Origin of the sequence: Arminella tubonensis, assembly GCF_003240585.1 — a bacterium.
Lineage (GTDB): Bacteria > Pseudomonadota > Alphaproteobacteria > Rhizobiales > Rhizobiaceae > Rhizobium > Rhizobium tubonense.
The window spans coordinates 297,085-310,549 of sequence record NZ_PCDP01000035.1 but is presented as its reverse complement, the minus strand read 5'-3'; the positions used below and the strand labels follow the sequence as shown (position 1 = coordinate 310,549).

Below are 13,465 nucleotides of genomic sequence, written 5' to 3'. Positions count from 1 at the left end.
AATATAAGGCCGTGCCTCGCACCGCTTCCTTTGCGCGATCTCCAAAATCTCCTATATCGCACTCATGCTAATCCGCGCTGTCTTCCGTACCTTCGAAACCTGGCTCGACCCGTTCTATCGCAAGGGGGATCTGCGGCCGCCGCGATCGCTGTACTCCTTCATCTGGTATTATGTCGGGCAGGCGAAGGTGCCTTTTCTTGCCATGGCGGCGCTTGGCGGAGCGGTGGCGATGCTGGAGGCGGCGCTGTTCTGGTTTGTCGGCCATCTGGTCGATATTCTCGACAAGGTGCCGCCGGGTTCCGGCTGGAGCGGGCTGCTTGCCGGGCATGGGGCCGCTCTTCTCGGCATGGTGTTCGTCGTGCTGGTGGTGCGTTTCGTCGTCGTCAGTCTTGGGGCGCTGGTCGAGGAACAGGTGGTCGTGCCGGGATTCCTCAATCTGGTGCGCTGGCAGGCCTATGCGCATGTGGCGCGGCAATCGCTGAGCTTCTTCCAGAATGATTTTTCCGGCCGCATCGTCACGAAAGTCTGGTCGGCGGGACAGTCGACCGGCGATCTCGTGGTGTCGCTGCTGCAGGTCGTGTGGTTCATCATCATCTACGCCGTCTCGACCATTGCGCTCGTCGGACGGCTGGATTGGCGGCTGGCACTGGTCATTGCGATCTGGATCGTGATCTTCTCGCTGATCGCCCGCTATTTCGTCCCCCGTATCCGTCACCATGCCCGCGATGCCGCCGAGGCATCCTCGATGCTGAACGGCCGCATGGTTGACGCCTATGCCAATATCCAGACCTTGAAACTGTTCGGTCGCGAAGACCAGAACGATCTTTACATCCGCGACGGGTTCGACCGGTTCCAGGCGGCCGTCATGCCGTTCACGCGGCTGCTGACGGGGGTTCGTTCGTCGTTGGCGCTGCTTTCCGGCGTGATGATCACGACGATCGCCGCACTGGCGATCCAGCTCTGGCTGGCAGGTGAAATCTCCACCGGTGGCGTCGCCTTCACGCTCAGCATGGTGCTGCGCCTCAACATGCTGTTCGGCCGCATGATGGCGCAGTTCAATGCCATCATGCGCAATCTCGGGACGATCCAGAACGCTGCCGAGATGATCTCGGAGCCGATCGGTCTTGTCGACAGGCCCGGCGCAAAGGTCCTGCAGGTGGCGCAGCCGGAAATCCGCTTCGAGAACGTGACCTTTCATTACGGCCGTCCTGCCGGCGTCATAGATGATTTCTCGATGGTCATTCGTCCAGGCGAGAAGGTCGGTATCGTCGGCAGGTCGGGCGCTGGAAAGACGACACTGGTCAACCTGTTGCTTCGTTTCTACGATCTCGAGGGCGGTCGCATCCTGATCGACGGGCAGGACATCGCCACCGTCACGCAGGAATCCCTGCGTTCCGAGATCGGCATGGTGACGCAGGATACTGCGCTGCTCAACCGCTCCATTCGCGACAACATTCTCTTCGGGCGTCCTGATGCCACAGGCGAGCAAATGCTGCAGGCGGCCCGGCGGGCGGAGGCGGATTTGTTCATTTCGGCGCTGGAGGACCAGAAGGGACGCAAGGGGTTTTCGGCGCATGTCGGCGAGCGTGGCGTCAAACTGTCAGGCGGCCAGCGTCAGCGGATCGCCATTGCCCGCGTCATGCTGAAGGATGCGCCGATCCTGGTGCTCGACGAGGCGACTTCTGCGCTCGATTCCGAGATTGAGGCGGCGTTGCAGTCGAACCTCGAGAAGATGATGGCTGGCAAGACAGTCCTTGCCATTGCACACCGGCTGTCGACGATCGCGGCGCTCGACCGGCTGATTGTAGTCGACAAGGGAAAGATCATTGAAGACGGCACCCATGCTGAACTGCTTGCGCGGGGCGGCCTTTATTCCGAGCTATGGGCACGCCAGTCCGGCGGCTTCATCGCAGCGGACGCCGAATAAGCGGCGCTATTTCGCGACCGTGAACTCCGTCAACAGGCCGTAGTGGTTCGATCCCATGGCGTCTTCGATACGCTTGACGGACTTCAGTTGAAGCGGCGCACGGGCGAAGACATGGTCTATGCTGATGCCGAGGGAACCGGCCATGATCGGCCAGGTCGAAGGTTCGGGAAAGAGGTGGCGGAGGTCGCTTCGCTCGAGGAAGCTGCGCATATCAGGCGCGATGACAGCGGTGTTGAAATCGCCGGCGAGAATCAGCGGTTGTTTCACTGTCGCCAGAATATCGATGAGGTCATCGAGTTCGCTCTGATGAAAATCGTCGAAATAGGGCTTGCTCAGGTGCGCTGTTGCGAACGTCACGGGCTGACCGTTCATATCGATAGTCGTCATGATGAAGCGATTGAGCCATAGGACGCCGAGGTCGCTGATTTGAGGCGTCAGCAGTGGACGCCGGGACAACAGAACGGAATCGCACTCCTTCGCCATCGTGCCGCAGCCGATGCGATAGGGATAGGTGACCGAGAGGCGTGGCATCTCTGACAATAGCGGAGCGGCCTCGAATATCTCGACGACGTCGGCGTCGGAGCCGAGGATCAGGTCGGCGATGCGGGCGCCGTTTTCAAAATTGCTGTTGTCGATGTTGAAGGAGAGCAGGCGGAACGATGGCTGGGCGCTCGAAGGCGTCGCCGCAACGGCGTACTCGCGCAGCATGAGGACCGCATGCCCGACCAATAGAAGGCTGGCCACGAGAAGAACGCCGGCATACCAGTGGCGCCTGATGACGAGCGCCAGCAGCGCACCGGCCACACTGGCGAGGCCGATGTGGGTTTGCAGGCTTTCAAAGAAGGCCAGCATCCAGCTGTCGCTGACATAGCGCGCAGCCAATCCGCCTATCATGAGCGTGACGACGACACAGAGGACGCAATAGACGGTATTTCTCATGGTGGCGGTCTGGCCTCGGTGAGCGGATCGCCACTGAGCGAGTAGCATGGAGCCGATACTGGTGCAACGCAACAAGATTTGAACCGATTATGTCCTGATGCAACGCAAAATTATATTGCGCAAATTATGCGATATTTCATGTGGTTAAGCTCGCTGGACTGTGCGGTGCGCTGTTAAGCTGCATTGCAGCGACCAATTGGTGTGCTTTTCCCGCGACATTGTGCCTCCACCCCTTGCCAAGGCTGGACATAATTTGCGATCAAGCTTAGAACGCGGCGGGTTACGGAGGAATCTATGGCGGAATTGTGGCTATACGATTCGCCGGCGTCGAGGGGGGTTCTGTGGGTAAACTGCAGTTTTTTTGCGCGAAGAGGATGAGCCAGCCGTGAGCGAACACGACATCAACAGCGAAACTGGCGAGCCTACTCGTCGCGATTTCCTTTATCTCACAGCAGGCATGGCAGGCGCAGTCGGTGCCGTTTCAGTCGCATGGCCGTTCATCGACCAGATGCGTCCTGATGCCTCGACCCTGGCGCTTGCCTCGATCGAAGTCGATATTTCCAGTCTTACGGCTGGCAGTTCGCTGACGGCGAAATGGCGCGGCAAGCCGATCTTCATCCGCAATCGCACGGAGAAGGAAATCGCCGAAGCGAAGGCGGCAGCGATCACCGATCTCAAGGATCCGATCGCGCGCAACGCCAACCTTCCGCCCGAGGAGCCAGCGACCGATATCGCGCGGACGGCGGGCGAGGGCAAGGAAAACTGGATCGTGATGATCGGCTCCTGTACCCATCTCGGCTGCGTGCCGCTCGGCACGTCGGGGGAATATGGCGGGTGGTTCTGTCCGTGCCACGGCTCGGTCTATGACACTGCCGGTCGTATCCGGAAGGGTCCCGCGCCCCAGAACCTCGCCATTCCGCAATTTTCATTCACGTCTGATAAAGTGATCAAGATCGGTTGAGGGGGATACTGAATCATGAGTGGTCATTCATCGTACGAGCCATCCACAGGGCTCGAAAAATGGATTGATTCGCGGCTTCCGCTGCCGCGTCTTGTCTATGATAGTTTTGTTGCCTACCCAGTTCCGCGCAACCTCAACTATGCCTATACCTTCGGCGCCATGCTGTCGGTCATGCTCGTGCTGCAGATCCTGACGGGCGTCGTGCTCGCCATGCACTACGCAGCCGAGACGACTGTTGCGTTCAACTCCGTCGAAAAGATCATGCGTGACGTGAACGACGGCTGGCTGCTGCGCTACATGCACGCCAACGGCGCTTCGTTCTTCTTCGTTGCGGTCTACCTGCATATCGCCCGCGGCCTTTATTACGGGTCCTACAAGGCGCCTCGTGAAGTCCTCTGGATCCTCGGCGTGATCATCTACCTCCTGATGATGGCGGCCGGCTTCATGGGTTACGTGCTGCCCTGGGGCCAGATGTCCTTCTGGGGCGCGACCGTCATCACCGGCTTCTTCTCGGCCTTTCCTTACGTCGGCGAGTGGGTCCAGCAGTTCTTGCTCGGCGGCTTTGCGGTCGACAATCCGACGCTCAACCGGTTCTTCTCGCTGCATTATCTGCTGCCCTTCATGATCGCCGGCGTCGTCGTGCTGCACATCTGGGCTCTGCATGTCAGTGGCCAGACAAATCCGACCGGCGTCGAGATCAAGACGAAGACCGATACCGTCCGCTTCACGCCCTATGCGACGATGAAGGATGCGCTGGGCGTTTCGGTATTCCTGCTGGTCTACGCTTATTTCGTCTTCTACCTGCCGAACTACCTCGGTCATGCCGACAACTACATCCCGGCCGACCCGTTGAAGACGCCTTCGCACATCGTTCCGGAATGGTACTTCCTGCCGTTCTACGCAATGCTGCGTTCGATCACCTTCAATGTCGGCCCGATCGACTCGAAGCTGATGGGCGTGCTGACGATGTTCGGTGCGATCGCCGTGTTGTTCTTCGTGCCCTGGCTCGATACGTCGAAGGTGCGTTCGGCGGTTTATCGTCCCTGGTACAAGCTGTTCTTCTGGCTGTTCGTCGCCAATTCCATTCTGCTCGGCTGGCTCGGTTCGCAGCCGGCGGAGGGGCTGTATGTGACGATCTCGCAGTTCTCGACACTCTATTATTACGCGTTCTTCCTCGTCGTCATGCCGGTACTCGGCCTGGTCGAAACCCCGCGGCGCATTCCGAATTCGATCACGGAGGCGGTGCTCGAAAAACGAAACGGCAAAGCAGCCGTTCCGGTGCAGGCGTGAGAGCGGACAAGAGGAAGAGAACAATGAACAAGTTTGTTGCAGGCCTTCTCTCGCTTGTGCTCATCGGCGGTCTTACGTCGGTCGTCGCAGTTGCCGAGGAAACAAAGCCGGCTGCGGAAGCCGCGCTGCCCACCTATCCGATCAAGGAGCCGCGCGAGCAGAAGTGGACCTTCGCCGGTCCGTTTGGCTACTATGACAAGCAGCAGCTCCAGCGCGGCCTCAAGGTCTATGCTGAAGTCTGTTCCGCCTGTCACTCGATGAACCTGGTGCCGTTCCGCACGCTCCAGGACCTTGGCTATTCGGCAGCGCAGGTGAAGACCTTCGCGGCCAACTACGAGACGCAGGACGGCCCGAACCCGCAGGGCGAGATGTACACCCGCAAGGCCCTGCCTTCGGACCACTTCCCGGCACCCTTCGCCAATCCGGAAGCGGCCGCCGCTGCAAACAACGGCGCTGTGCCTCCAGACATGTCGCTGCTTGCCAAGGCACGCGAAATCGAGCGCGGCTTCCCCCGCTTCGTCTTCGACATCTTCACGCAGTACCAGGAGAACGGTCCTGACTATATCTACTCGCTGCTGACCGGATACGAAGAACCGCCTGCCGGCTTCCAGCTGCCTCCGGGCTCGCACTACAATCCGTATTTCCACGCGGCCCCGTCATTCGCCATGCCGAAGCCGCTTTCGGACGGCCAGGTGACCTATGACGACGGTTCGCCGCAGACGGTAGATCAATATTCCAAGGATGTATCGTCGTTCCTGATGTGGGCCGCCGAGCCGCATATGGAAGACCGCAAGCACATGGGCTTCATGGTGATCATATTCCTGTTGATCTTCACGGTGCTGATCTACCTGACGAAGCGCTCGATCTACGCCAGAAGCGAACACTGATCGGCAATGATAACCAATCAAAAGGCGACCCGCGGGTCGCCTTTTTTGTTGGTAACAGAGATGCCAGTTGATAGGGTGCGGCCGATTGTCAGACGCACTCAGAATATGGAATTCCCATGGACACCGTCGCTTCGGAGCTAGCCGCCAGCATCCGCTCCATCCCGGATTATCCCAAGCCCGGGATCATCTTTCGTGACATCACCACGCTGCTCGGAAACCCGCGCGCGTTTCGCCGCGCCGTCGACGCGCTGGTGCAACCCTATGTCGGGATGAAGATCGACAAGGTTGCAGGCATGGAGGCCCGTGGTTTCATTCTGGGCGGTGCTGTGGCTCACCAGCTTTCGGCCGGTTTCGTGCCGATCCGCAAGAAGGGTAAGCTGCCGCACGACATCGTGCGCATCGCCTACAGCCTGGAATATGGCGTCGACGAGATGGAGATGCATCGCGATGCGGTCGAACCGGGCGAGAAGGTGATCCTGGTGGACGACCTGATCGCCACCGGTGGGACCGCAGTCGGTGCCACGCAGCTGCTCCGCCAGATCGGCGCCGAAGTTGTCGCCGCCTGCTTCGTCATCGACCTGCCGGATCTCGGCGGCCGCAAGAAGCTCGAGGCGCTCAACGTGCCGGTTCATACGCTGGTCGAATTCAGCGGGCATTGAGGCTGGAAGGTCCGTCTCTGTTTCGGCGGCCCCCCTCATCCGACCCTTCGGGCCACCTTCTCCCCGAGGGGAGAAGGGAAGTATGCCGCACCATCGATTCCCCCCTTCTCCCCTCGGGGAGAAGGTGCCCGGAGGGCGGATGAGGGGGCGGCTAGACAAGCAAAAGCCCTGACACACCAAGCGCTATTCGAATTCCAGCACGGTGCTTTCAAAGCGGAGGACGGGGACGCCGTGTTGGTTTTCGCCTTCGCAGAGGATGTTGTTGAGGATCCAGCCTGGGCGAGAGGCGAGTGCGCGGCTGGCGGTGAGCGTCACGGAGTAGGTGACGGTATCGCCAGCGAAAACCGGTTTCAGCCATTGCAGCTTCTGGAAGCCGGGCGAGGGGCCGAGCGTCGGGGGCTTGAGGCCCTGGCGTTCAAGGCGCGCTGTCTCCTGCAGCCAATAGGCTACGAAAGTTTTCATCCAGACGGCGCAGGTATGCCAGCCCGACGCGCAGTGCCCGCCGAAGAGCGAGCGTTTCGCCGCCTCTGGGTCGATGTGGAAGGGCTGGGGATCAAACCGGGATGCGAAGCGGATGATGTTTTCTTCGTCGAAAGTATAGCTGCCGATCTCGGTCTTTGCCCCGAATTCATAGAGGTCCGTCATTCTCATGGAGAGACCTCCGCAGGTGCGCTCATGCGAAACATCGTCGAGTTTTCGCCGAGGCAAACCAGTTCGCCGCGCTGGTTCTCGACCTCGTGGCGGAACTTGACGATGCCGATGCCGGGACGCGAGCGCATCGGCCGAGCTTCAAGCACGGTCGAACAGCCGGAAAGCGTGTCGCCCGCGAGCACCGGTTTCTTCCAATCCATGAAATCGACGCCGGGGGCGCCTTCCGATTGCGAATTCAGGAGATAGCTGTCGATCATCATCCGCATGAACATAGAGGAGGTATGCCAACCGGATGCGGCGAGGCCGCCGAGGATGCTGGCGCGTCCGGCCGCCTCATCCATGTGCATCGGCTGCGGATCGAACTCGGTGGCAAATTCGACGATCTCTGCTGATGTAACCGGCTTCGGACCCAGCGGGAACGTCCTTCCGGGTTGAAAATCTTCAAACTGCAATTTTTGTTTGTGCATCCGTCCGGCTCTCCCCTATCCTCGCGAGCCTGCTTACAATAGCCTTGGACGAGGCTCAACGATTCCCGAGGGATAAACTGCATGGCTGATCTGAGATTGGTGCTCGACGAGGCTGCGCAAGCCGCTTTGATATCACCCGAGACCAGCGAAAAACTGCTGCCTTTTCTGATGGATCGCGGCGTTATCGTGAAGGAGGGTTTCGAGGCAGCACAATCGCAACGACCGCATACGCTGGCTGAGGAGCTATTGTCCGTAGAGCCGGATACGGAGACACCGCGCTTCGTTCGCGGCTTTCACGACATCCTGATCACTATCGGTGTCGTCATCCTGCTCAGCGGTCTCTGGGGCATCGCGTCGCTCTATGTGGTGCTTCCGGCCATTATCCTTCTTTCGGAGGTATTGGTGCGGCGTCAGCGGCTTGCGTTGCCAGCTGTCGCGCTGACGGTCGCGCTCTTCGTCTGGACCGCGAACCTCATGGTCATGTGGTTTCCGATCAATCCCGATTTCTTGGCGGCTTCACATTTTCCAATCCCGTTGCTGGCCGCGTTGCCGGTGGCCTCCGGGCTTTACTATCTGCGTTACCGCGTGCCGTTGTCCTTTGCTCTCGCGGTGATGGCAGCCTTCGTTTTCGCGGTTAACCTTTTCATCCGCGTCGTGGCTTATCTTGGCGACGATCCGTCATTTCCGCTCAATAATCTCAGGCTGTTTTCGGTCATCCTCTTGATTTCAGCACTTTGCCTGTTCGCCATCGCCCTTTATTTCGACCTGCGCGATGTCAGGCGGCAGACCCTGCGCTCCGATATTGCGTTCTGGCTTCACTTGGGAACAGCGCCAGCGCTGCTTTACAGCGTGCTCGGAGTCTGGATCGGAGGGATTTCGCTGTTGGGCCAAGACCATGGCTATAGCACCTGGCTCTCCGCCGTCGTTGTAACGGTCGCTGCGATGATGCTGATCGGTCTCATCATCGACCGGCGCGCGTTTGTCACTGCGGGCCTGATGTCGCTCGGCGTTGCGATCTACGGCGTGTTCAAACAGGGAAATGCAGGCGTCGACACCTATTTCTACCTGACGCTGCTGATCGTGGGCGTCATCGTTCTTGTCATCGGTATCGGCTGGGTGCCGCTCAGGCGGCTGACATTGCGGTTGCTGCCGCATAGCCTGTCGGAGAGGCTGCCGCGCGCCCTCTGAGACGGGCGCGCGTTCAGCGCAGGACCGGTGCGCCGGGCTGCTCAGGTGTTGAAGCGGAAGTGGATGACGTCGCCATCCTGGACGACGTATTCCTTGCCTTCGTCGCGCGCCTTGCCGTTGTCCTTGGCGCCGGTTTCGCCGTTGAAGGCGATGTAGTCGTCATAGGCAATCGTGTTGGCGCGGATGAAGCCGCGTTCGAAATCGGAGTGGATGACGCCGGCGGCGGCTGGTGCCTTGGTACCCTGCTCGATCGTCCAGGCCCGTGTTTCCTTCGGGCCAACGGTGAAATAGGTGATCAGGTGCAGCAGCTTGTAGCCGGCACGGATCAGGCGGTCGAGGCCCGCCTCGTCGAGACCGAGGGCGGACAGAAACTCCTTGGCTTCGTCTTCCGGCAATTGCGCCACTTCGGATTCGATCGCCGCGGAGATGATCACGGTTTCGGCGCCCTGCTCCTTTGCCATGACGGCGACGGCTTCGGTGTGGGCATTGCCGGATACGGCATCTTCTTCCGCCACGTTGCAGACGTAGAGGACCGGGTGCGAGGTCAGGAGATTGAGGCTCTTGAGGATCACCAGTTCTTCGGCATCAAGCTTCGACAGCAGGGTGCGGACCGGCTTGCCTTCGTTCAAAAGCTTCAGCGAGGCATCCATGATCGGCAGCATCGTCACCGATTCCTTGTCGTTGCTCTTGGCGCGCTTGCGTGTCTGCTCGGTCCGGCGCTCCAGGCTCTCGAGGTCGGCGAGCATCAGCTCGGTCTCGATCGTCTCGGCATCGCCGACCGGGTTGATGCGGCCTTCGACATGGGTGATGTCGTCATCTTCAAAGCAGCGCAGCACGTGGACGATCGCGTCGACTTCGCGGATGTTCGCCAGGAACTGGTTGCCGAGGCCTTCACCCTTCGAGGCGCCGCGCACGAGGCCGGCGATGTCGACAAAGGAGATGCGCGTCGGGATGAGCTCCTTGGATTTGGCGATGTCGGCAAGCCTGCGCATGCGCGGGTCAGGCACGGCGACTTCGCCGGTGTTCGGCTCGATGGTGCAGAACGGGTAGTTCGCTGCCTGCGCCTGCGCCGTCTTGGTCAGCGCGTTGAAGAGGGTCGACTTCCCAACATTCGGAAGTCCTACGATACCGCATTTGAAGCCCATGGCTCTGACACCTGCTTTACTTGAATTCTTTGGCAGTGCGTATGAGATAAAGGAGCAGGGCGGTCAAGCCTTTCGGTATTGGCGGTGGCGTTTGTATTGCGGGTAAGGCAGAGTTGCCTTACTATGCGCTCCAAGGAGTAGCACTATGGTCAGGCTCAAGGTCACATCAAAAGGGCAGGTTACATTGAAGAAAGAAGTGCTCGATCATCTACACGTTAGACCGGGCGACGAAATCGAAGTCGATCTTCTGCCCAAGGGCAAGGTATCCGTGCAAGCCCTGCCGAAAGGCCGAATCGAAGATCTCTTTGGCATGTTTAGAAACAAGACCGGTAGGAGCTTTACGTTGAAGGAACTCGACGAAGCAGCCGCTGCAGGGTGGGCGGGAGAAGCAGAGAGTTGAGTATCATAGTCGATACCAACATTCTCGTTCGCGCAATCACGCTGGACCCCCCGGCCGAGGGTAGGCGGGCCACAGAGATTTTAGGGTCAGACATTGTCGTTATTCCGACGATCGCCGTCTGTGAGATGATTTGGGTATTGCGTCGTCTCTACAAGCTGACCCATTTGGAGCTTGTCCAGGCAACCAAGGCACTGCTTGCCATCGAAAGCGTGGTCCTGGACCGAGGTGCAATAACGGCGGGGCTTATAATGATGGAAGCCGGAGGCGATTTCGCCGATGGCGCAATCGCTTACGAGGGGCAGGGTCTCGGCGGAGATACGTTTGCGAGCTTCGATAAGAAGGCGATCATCGTGCTGAAGGGGCAAGGACAAAAGTGCGTTTTGCTTGAGGGCACTTGAGGGACCGAATCTGCGAGTTCATTCTTGAATCGCGGCGGTTGCGGCGCAATATAGGCGATGAGCGGGCTCTTCAAGGCTCAGGTGTCTTTAGGGGACGGACTTCCATGAGTGGCAGCGGAACGACGATAAAGCCGAAAACGGTGACAAAGCCGAAGACGGAGCAGCCGAAGCTTCACAAGGTCATCCTTATCAATGACGACTACACGCCGCGCGAGTTCGTCATCATGGTGCTCAAGGCCGTATTCCGCATGAGCGAAGAAACGGGCGCTCGCATGATGCTGACTGCCCACCAGCTCGGCTCCTGCGTCATCGTCGTCGCCACGAAGGACATTGCCGAGACCAAGGCCAAGGAAGCCACGGATTATGGCCGCGAGGCCGGGTTTCCGCTGATGTTCACCACCGAGCCTGAAGAGTAACGGCTTATGGCCGGCGGATCTGGAAGCCGGTCTTGTTCTGCGAAAACCCGCAATTCGCGTAAAAGCGAAGCGTCGCCGCCTCCGTGGAGCCGGTCAGCAGCATCACCTTGTAGCAGCCGACATCCCAGGCGGTGGTGATGGCCTTTTCGATCAGCGCCCTTGCATAGCCTCGCTGGCGATGATCGGCGTGCGTCACGACATTTTCGATCAAGGCGTAGGGCTTCGCACCGCGGGTGAGGTTCGGGATCACCACCAGGGTCACCGAGGAGACCGCCACGTCGTTGGCGCGGGCTATGAATATCGTCATTCCCGGATGAGCGAGAACCTCTTTAAAGCGAGCAAGAGCATCGTGCTCCGCCATAGCGGGATCGTCGGGGTTCAGCTGCCGATAAAGAGTTAGAAGAGCCGTCAGGTCTTCGGCACGCGCGGCACGGACGTCCAAGCTGGCGACCTTGTCCATCTCAATCGTCCTTGGCGCCGAACATCTTCCTCAGCATTTCCGCCATCGGTCCCGTTGTCGGCAGCTTCGGTTTGTGGTCGCGTGCCTTGTGGATGTGGGATTGGCCGGATGGCTTGCTGTCAGGCTTCTTTTCCGGCTTCGGCTTTTCCAATTCAGCCTTGCCGTTCAGGGCAAGGGCCATCTTGTTCATCAGCTGTGAATCCTCGCCGCGCGTCAGCATGCCGGCATTGTCGGCAAGGGCGTCAAGCAGGGGTTCCAGCCATGTCTGGTCGACCTTGGCAAAATCGCCGAGCACATGGCTCTGCACCAGTTCCTTTACGCCGGGATGGCCTATCCCGAGACGCAGGCGTCGGTACTCGCGGCCGCAATGGGCATCGATCGACTTGATGCCGTTATGGCCGCCATGCCCACCGCCGGTCTTCAGCCGGGCTCTGCCCGAAGCCAGGTCCAGTTCGTCGTAGACGACGACCAGATCGGCGGGCTCGAGCTTGTAGAAGCGCATTGCTTCGCTGACGGACTCGCCGGAGAGGTTCATGAAGGTCTGTGGCTTGATCAGCAGGACCTTCTGGCCGTCGAGCTCACCCTCGGCAATTTCGGCCTTGAACTTTTTCGACCATGGGCCAAAGCCGTTGCGCCGATGGATCGCATCGATCGCCATGAAGCCGATATTGTGGCGGTTGTTCCGGTATTTGGCGCCGGGATTGCCGAGACCCGCGATGAGAAGCATCCGCTCCGTCCTTCCGAACATGACGAAGCCGTTCATCGGCGGGAACGGCTGCCAAAGTCAAGACGGAATCGCGGTGCTTGGACTGTGTCGCCGTCAGTTATCGAGATGCAGCCCGTATTTCAGGAAGATGCTTTTCTGCGTCCCGTCAGCGATGAGCTTGTCGAGAGCCGTCTGCATCTTTTTCTGCAGTTCGCCTGGGAAATCCTTCTGGCAGGCGACGGCGAGGGGTTGCTGCGAGAACGGGACGACCTTTTCGATCGGCTGACCCTCCTGCTTCAGCTTGTCGAAATAGAACTCCGAGATCGGCATCAGGTCGATCCGATCGCTCATCAGTTTCTTCAACGTCGCCTTGAAATCGGTTGCGACATCGATCCTTGGGAAATTGGATTGCCGCAGGAGTTTCTCGGTGTAGTCCTCGCGCCATGTGCCGACGGTATATTGCTTGGCCTCATCGAGATTCTCGGCAGTGATGTCTGCGCCTGCGTGCTTGATGAGGATGTTGCGGTCGATCAGCAGCGGCTCCACCCATTTGAACAGCTTGTCGCGCGCGGCATTGTGCGCCGTTGCGAATACGCACGTCATCGGCGTGCTCTGCGCCTCGGCATAGGCACGCGCCCAAGGCATCACCGCGATCGTATAGTCGGCTCCGATCGCCGCCATTACCTGCTGCACCTGTTCGGTCGCCGCGCCCTTTACCTCCTTTCCGTCCCGATAGACGAAAGGCGGGTATTCTTCCGTGGTGAAGGCAACGGTCTCGGCGTGGGTAGGGCAAGCGTGGGCGAGCGGCGGCAGGCTGAGGATGGCCAGAAGCAAGAGCTTTCGCATAGGTCTCTCCTCGGGGGTGGGAATTAGAGCCATTTCCAACCTGGCATGATCAAATCGGAAGCTCCAACCTCTTGTTTTGTTGCATTTTAGTCCAAGAAACCGGCTGCCACTTTCTCGGGAAATGC

General features: G+C 59.4%; 16 protein-coding genes. 9 read left to right on the top strand and 7 right to left on the bottom strand.

Going from position 1 to position 13,465, the window contains the following annotated elements:
* The first annotated feature begins 64 nt into the window (after positions 1 to 64).
* The gene (locus CPY51_RS13155) at positions 65 to 1,927 is read left to right on the top strand and encodes an ABC transporter ATP-binding protein (RefSeq protein WP_111160659.1); all 1,863 of its coding nucleotides are present in this window, start codon (positions 65 to 67) and stop codon (positions 1,925 to 1,927) included.
* 6 nt (positions 1,928 to 1,933) lie between these two features.
* Here the strand turns inward: CPY51_RS13155 and CPY51_RS13150 are convergent, their stop codons facing one another.
* Positions 1,934 to 2,866, bottom strand: coding sequence for an endonuclease/exonuclease/phosphatase family protein (locus CPY51_RS13150; RefSeq protein WP_111160658.1), 933 nt, complete (start codon positions 2,864 to 2,866; stop codon positions 1,934 to 1,936).
* A 385-nt stretch (positions 2,867 to 3,251) separates the two neighbouring features.
* Between CPY51_RS13150 and petA the strand changes: the two genes are divergently transcribed.
* The 4 genes from petA to CPY51_RS13130 all read left to right on the top strand — a co-directional run bounded on the left by petA (position 3,252) and on the right by CPY51_RS13130 (position 6,663).
* Positions 3,252 to 3,827: a ubiquinol-cytochrome c reductase iron-sulfur subunit gene (petA, locus tag CPY51_RS13145; protein ID WP_111160657.1), complete on the top strand. Its 576-nt coding sequence runs from the start codon at positions 3,252 to 3,254 to the stop codon at positions 3,825 to 3,827.
* Positions 3,828 to 3,842: 15 nt separating this feature from the next.
* Positions 3,843 to 5,117: a cytochrome b gene (locus CPY51_RS13140; protein ID WP_111160656.1), complete on the top strand. Its 1,275-nt coding sequence runs from the start codon at positions 3,843 to 3,845 to the stop codon at positions 5,115 to 5,117.
* Between the two features lie 23 nt (positions 5,118 to 5,140).
* On the top strand, positions 5,141 to 6,004 hold the full coding sequence (locus tag CPY51_RS13135; protein WP_111160655.1) for a cytochrome c1: 864 nt from the start codon (positions 5,141 to 5,143) through the stop codon (positions 6,002 to 6,004).
* A gap of 116 nt (positions 6,005 to 6,120) precedes the next feature.
* The gene (locus tag CPY51_RS13130; RefSeq protein WP_111160654.1) at positions 6,121 to 6,663 is read left to right on the top strand and encodes an adenine phosphoribosyltransferase; all 543 of its coding nucleotides are present in this window, start codon (positions 6,121 to 6,123) and stop codon (positions 6,661 to 6,663) included.
* A 183-nt stretch (positions 6,664 to 6,846) separates the two neighbouring features.
* On the opposite strand, the gene CPY51_RS13125 is transcribed toward CPY51_RS13130, so the two are convergent.
* Both CPY51_RS13125 and CPY51_RS13120 read right to left on the bottom strand, forming a co-directional pair.
* Positions 6,847 to 7,314 (bottom strand): MaoC family dehydratase, encoded by a 468-nt coding sequence (locus tag CPY51_RS13125; RefSeq protein WP_111160653.1) that lies wholly within the window; start codon positions 7,312 to 7,314, stop codon positions 6,847 to 6,849.
* Complete coding sequence (locus CPY51_RS13120) at positions 7,311 to 7,781, bottom strand: MaoC family dehydratase (protein WP_111160652.1); 471 nt, start codon at positions 7,779 to 7,781, stop codon at positions 7,311 to 7,313. Before CPY51_RS13120 ends, CPY51_RS13125 begins: the two co-directional genes overlap by 4 nt.
* 81 nt (positions 7,782 to 7,862) lie before the next feature.
* Here CPY51_RS13120 and CPY51_RS13115 point away from each other — a divergent pair, with 81 nt between their 5' ends.
* A complete protein-coding gene (locus CPY51_RS13115) occupies positions 7,863 to 8,969 on the top strand; it encodes a hypothetical protein (protein WP_111160651.1) in 1,107 nt (368 codons plus the stop codon).
* A 41-nt stretch (positions 8,970 to 9,010) separates the two neighbouring features.
* Here CPY51_RS13115 and ychF read toward each other — a convergent pair whose 3' ends face one another.
* Positions 9,011 to 10,114 carry a redox-regulated ATPase YchF gene (gene ychF / locus CPY51_RS13110; protein ID WP_111160650.1) on the bottom strand — a complete coding sequence of 368 codons (1,104 nt, stop codon included), beginning with the start codon at positions 10,112 to 10,114 and terminating at the stop codon, positions 9,011 to 9,013.
* A 145-nt stretch (positions 10,115 to 10,259) separates the two neighbouring features.
* On the opposite strand from ychF, the gene CPY51_RS13105 reads away from it, so the two are divergent.
* The 3 genes from CPY51_RS13105 to clpS all read left to right on the top strand — a co-directional run bounded on the left by CPY51_RS13105 (position 10,260) and on the right by clpS (position 11,328).
* Positions 10,260 to 10,514, top strand: coding sequence for an AbrB/MazE/SpoVT family DNA-binding domain-containing protein (locus tag CPY51_RS13105; RefSeq protein ID WP_111160649.1), 255 nt, complete (start codon positions 10,260 to 10,262; stop codon positions 10,512 to 10,514).
* Positions 10,511 to 10,912, top strand: a complete 402-nt coding sequence (locus CPY51_RS13100) for a type II toxin-antitoxin system VapC family toxin (RefSeq protein ID WP_111160648.1) — start codon at positions 10,511 to 10,513, stop codon at positions 10,910 to 10,912. Before CPY51_RS13105 ends, CPY51_RS13100 begins: the two co-directional genes overlap by 4 nt.
* Before the next feature lie 104 nt (positions 10,913 to 11,016).
* On the top strand, positions 11,017 to 11,328 hold the full coding sequence (clpS, locus tag CPY51_RS13095) for an ATP-dependent Clp protease adapter ClpS (RefSeq protein WP_111160647.1): 312 nt from the start codon (positions 11,017 to 11,019) through the stop codon (positions 11,326 to 11,328).
* Positions 11,329 to 11,332: 4 nt separating this feature from the next.
* Here the strand turns inward: clpS and CPY51_RS13090 are convergent, their stop codons facing one another.
* The 3 genes from CPY51_RS13090 to CPY51_RS13080 all read right to left on the bottom strand — a co-directional run bounded on the left by CPY51_RS13090 (position 11,333) and on the right by CPY51_RS13080 (position 13,340).
* Positions 11,333 to 11,788 carry a GNAT family N-acetyltransferase gene (locus tag CPY51_RS13090; RefSeq protein WP_111160646.1) on the bottom strand — a complete coding sequence of 152 codons (456 nt, stop codon included), beginning with the start codon at positions 11,786 to 11,788 and terminating at the stop codon, positions 11,333 to 11,335.
* A 1-nt stretch (position 11,789) separates the two neighbouring features.
* Positions 11,790 to 12,515: an aminoacyl-tRNA hydrolase gene (pth, locus tag CPY51_RS13085; protein ID WP_111160984.1), complete on the bottom strand. Its 726-nt coding sequence runs from the start codon at positions 12,513 to 12,515 to the stop codon at positions 11,790 to 11,792.
* 93 nt (positions 12,516 to 12,608) lie between these two features.
* On the bottom strand, positions 12,609 to 13,340 hold the full coding sequence (locus CPY51_RS13080) for a substrate-binding periplasmic protein (RefSeq protein ID WP_111160645.1): 732 nt from the start codon (positions 13,338 to 13,340) through the stop codon (positions 12,609 to 12,611).
* Between the last annotated feature and the right edge of the window lie 125 nt (positions 13,341 to 13,465).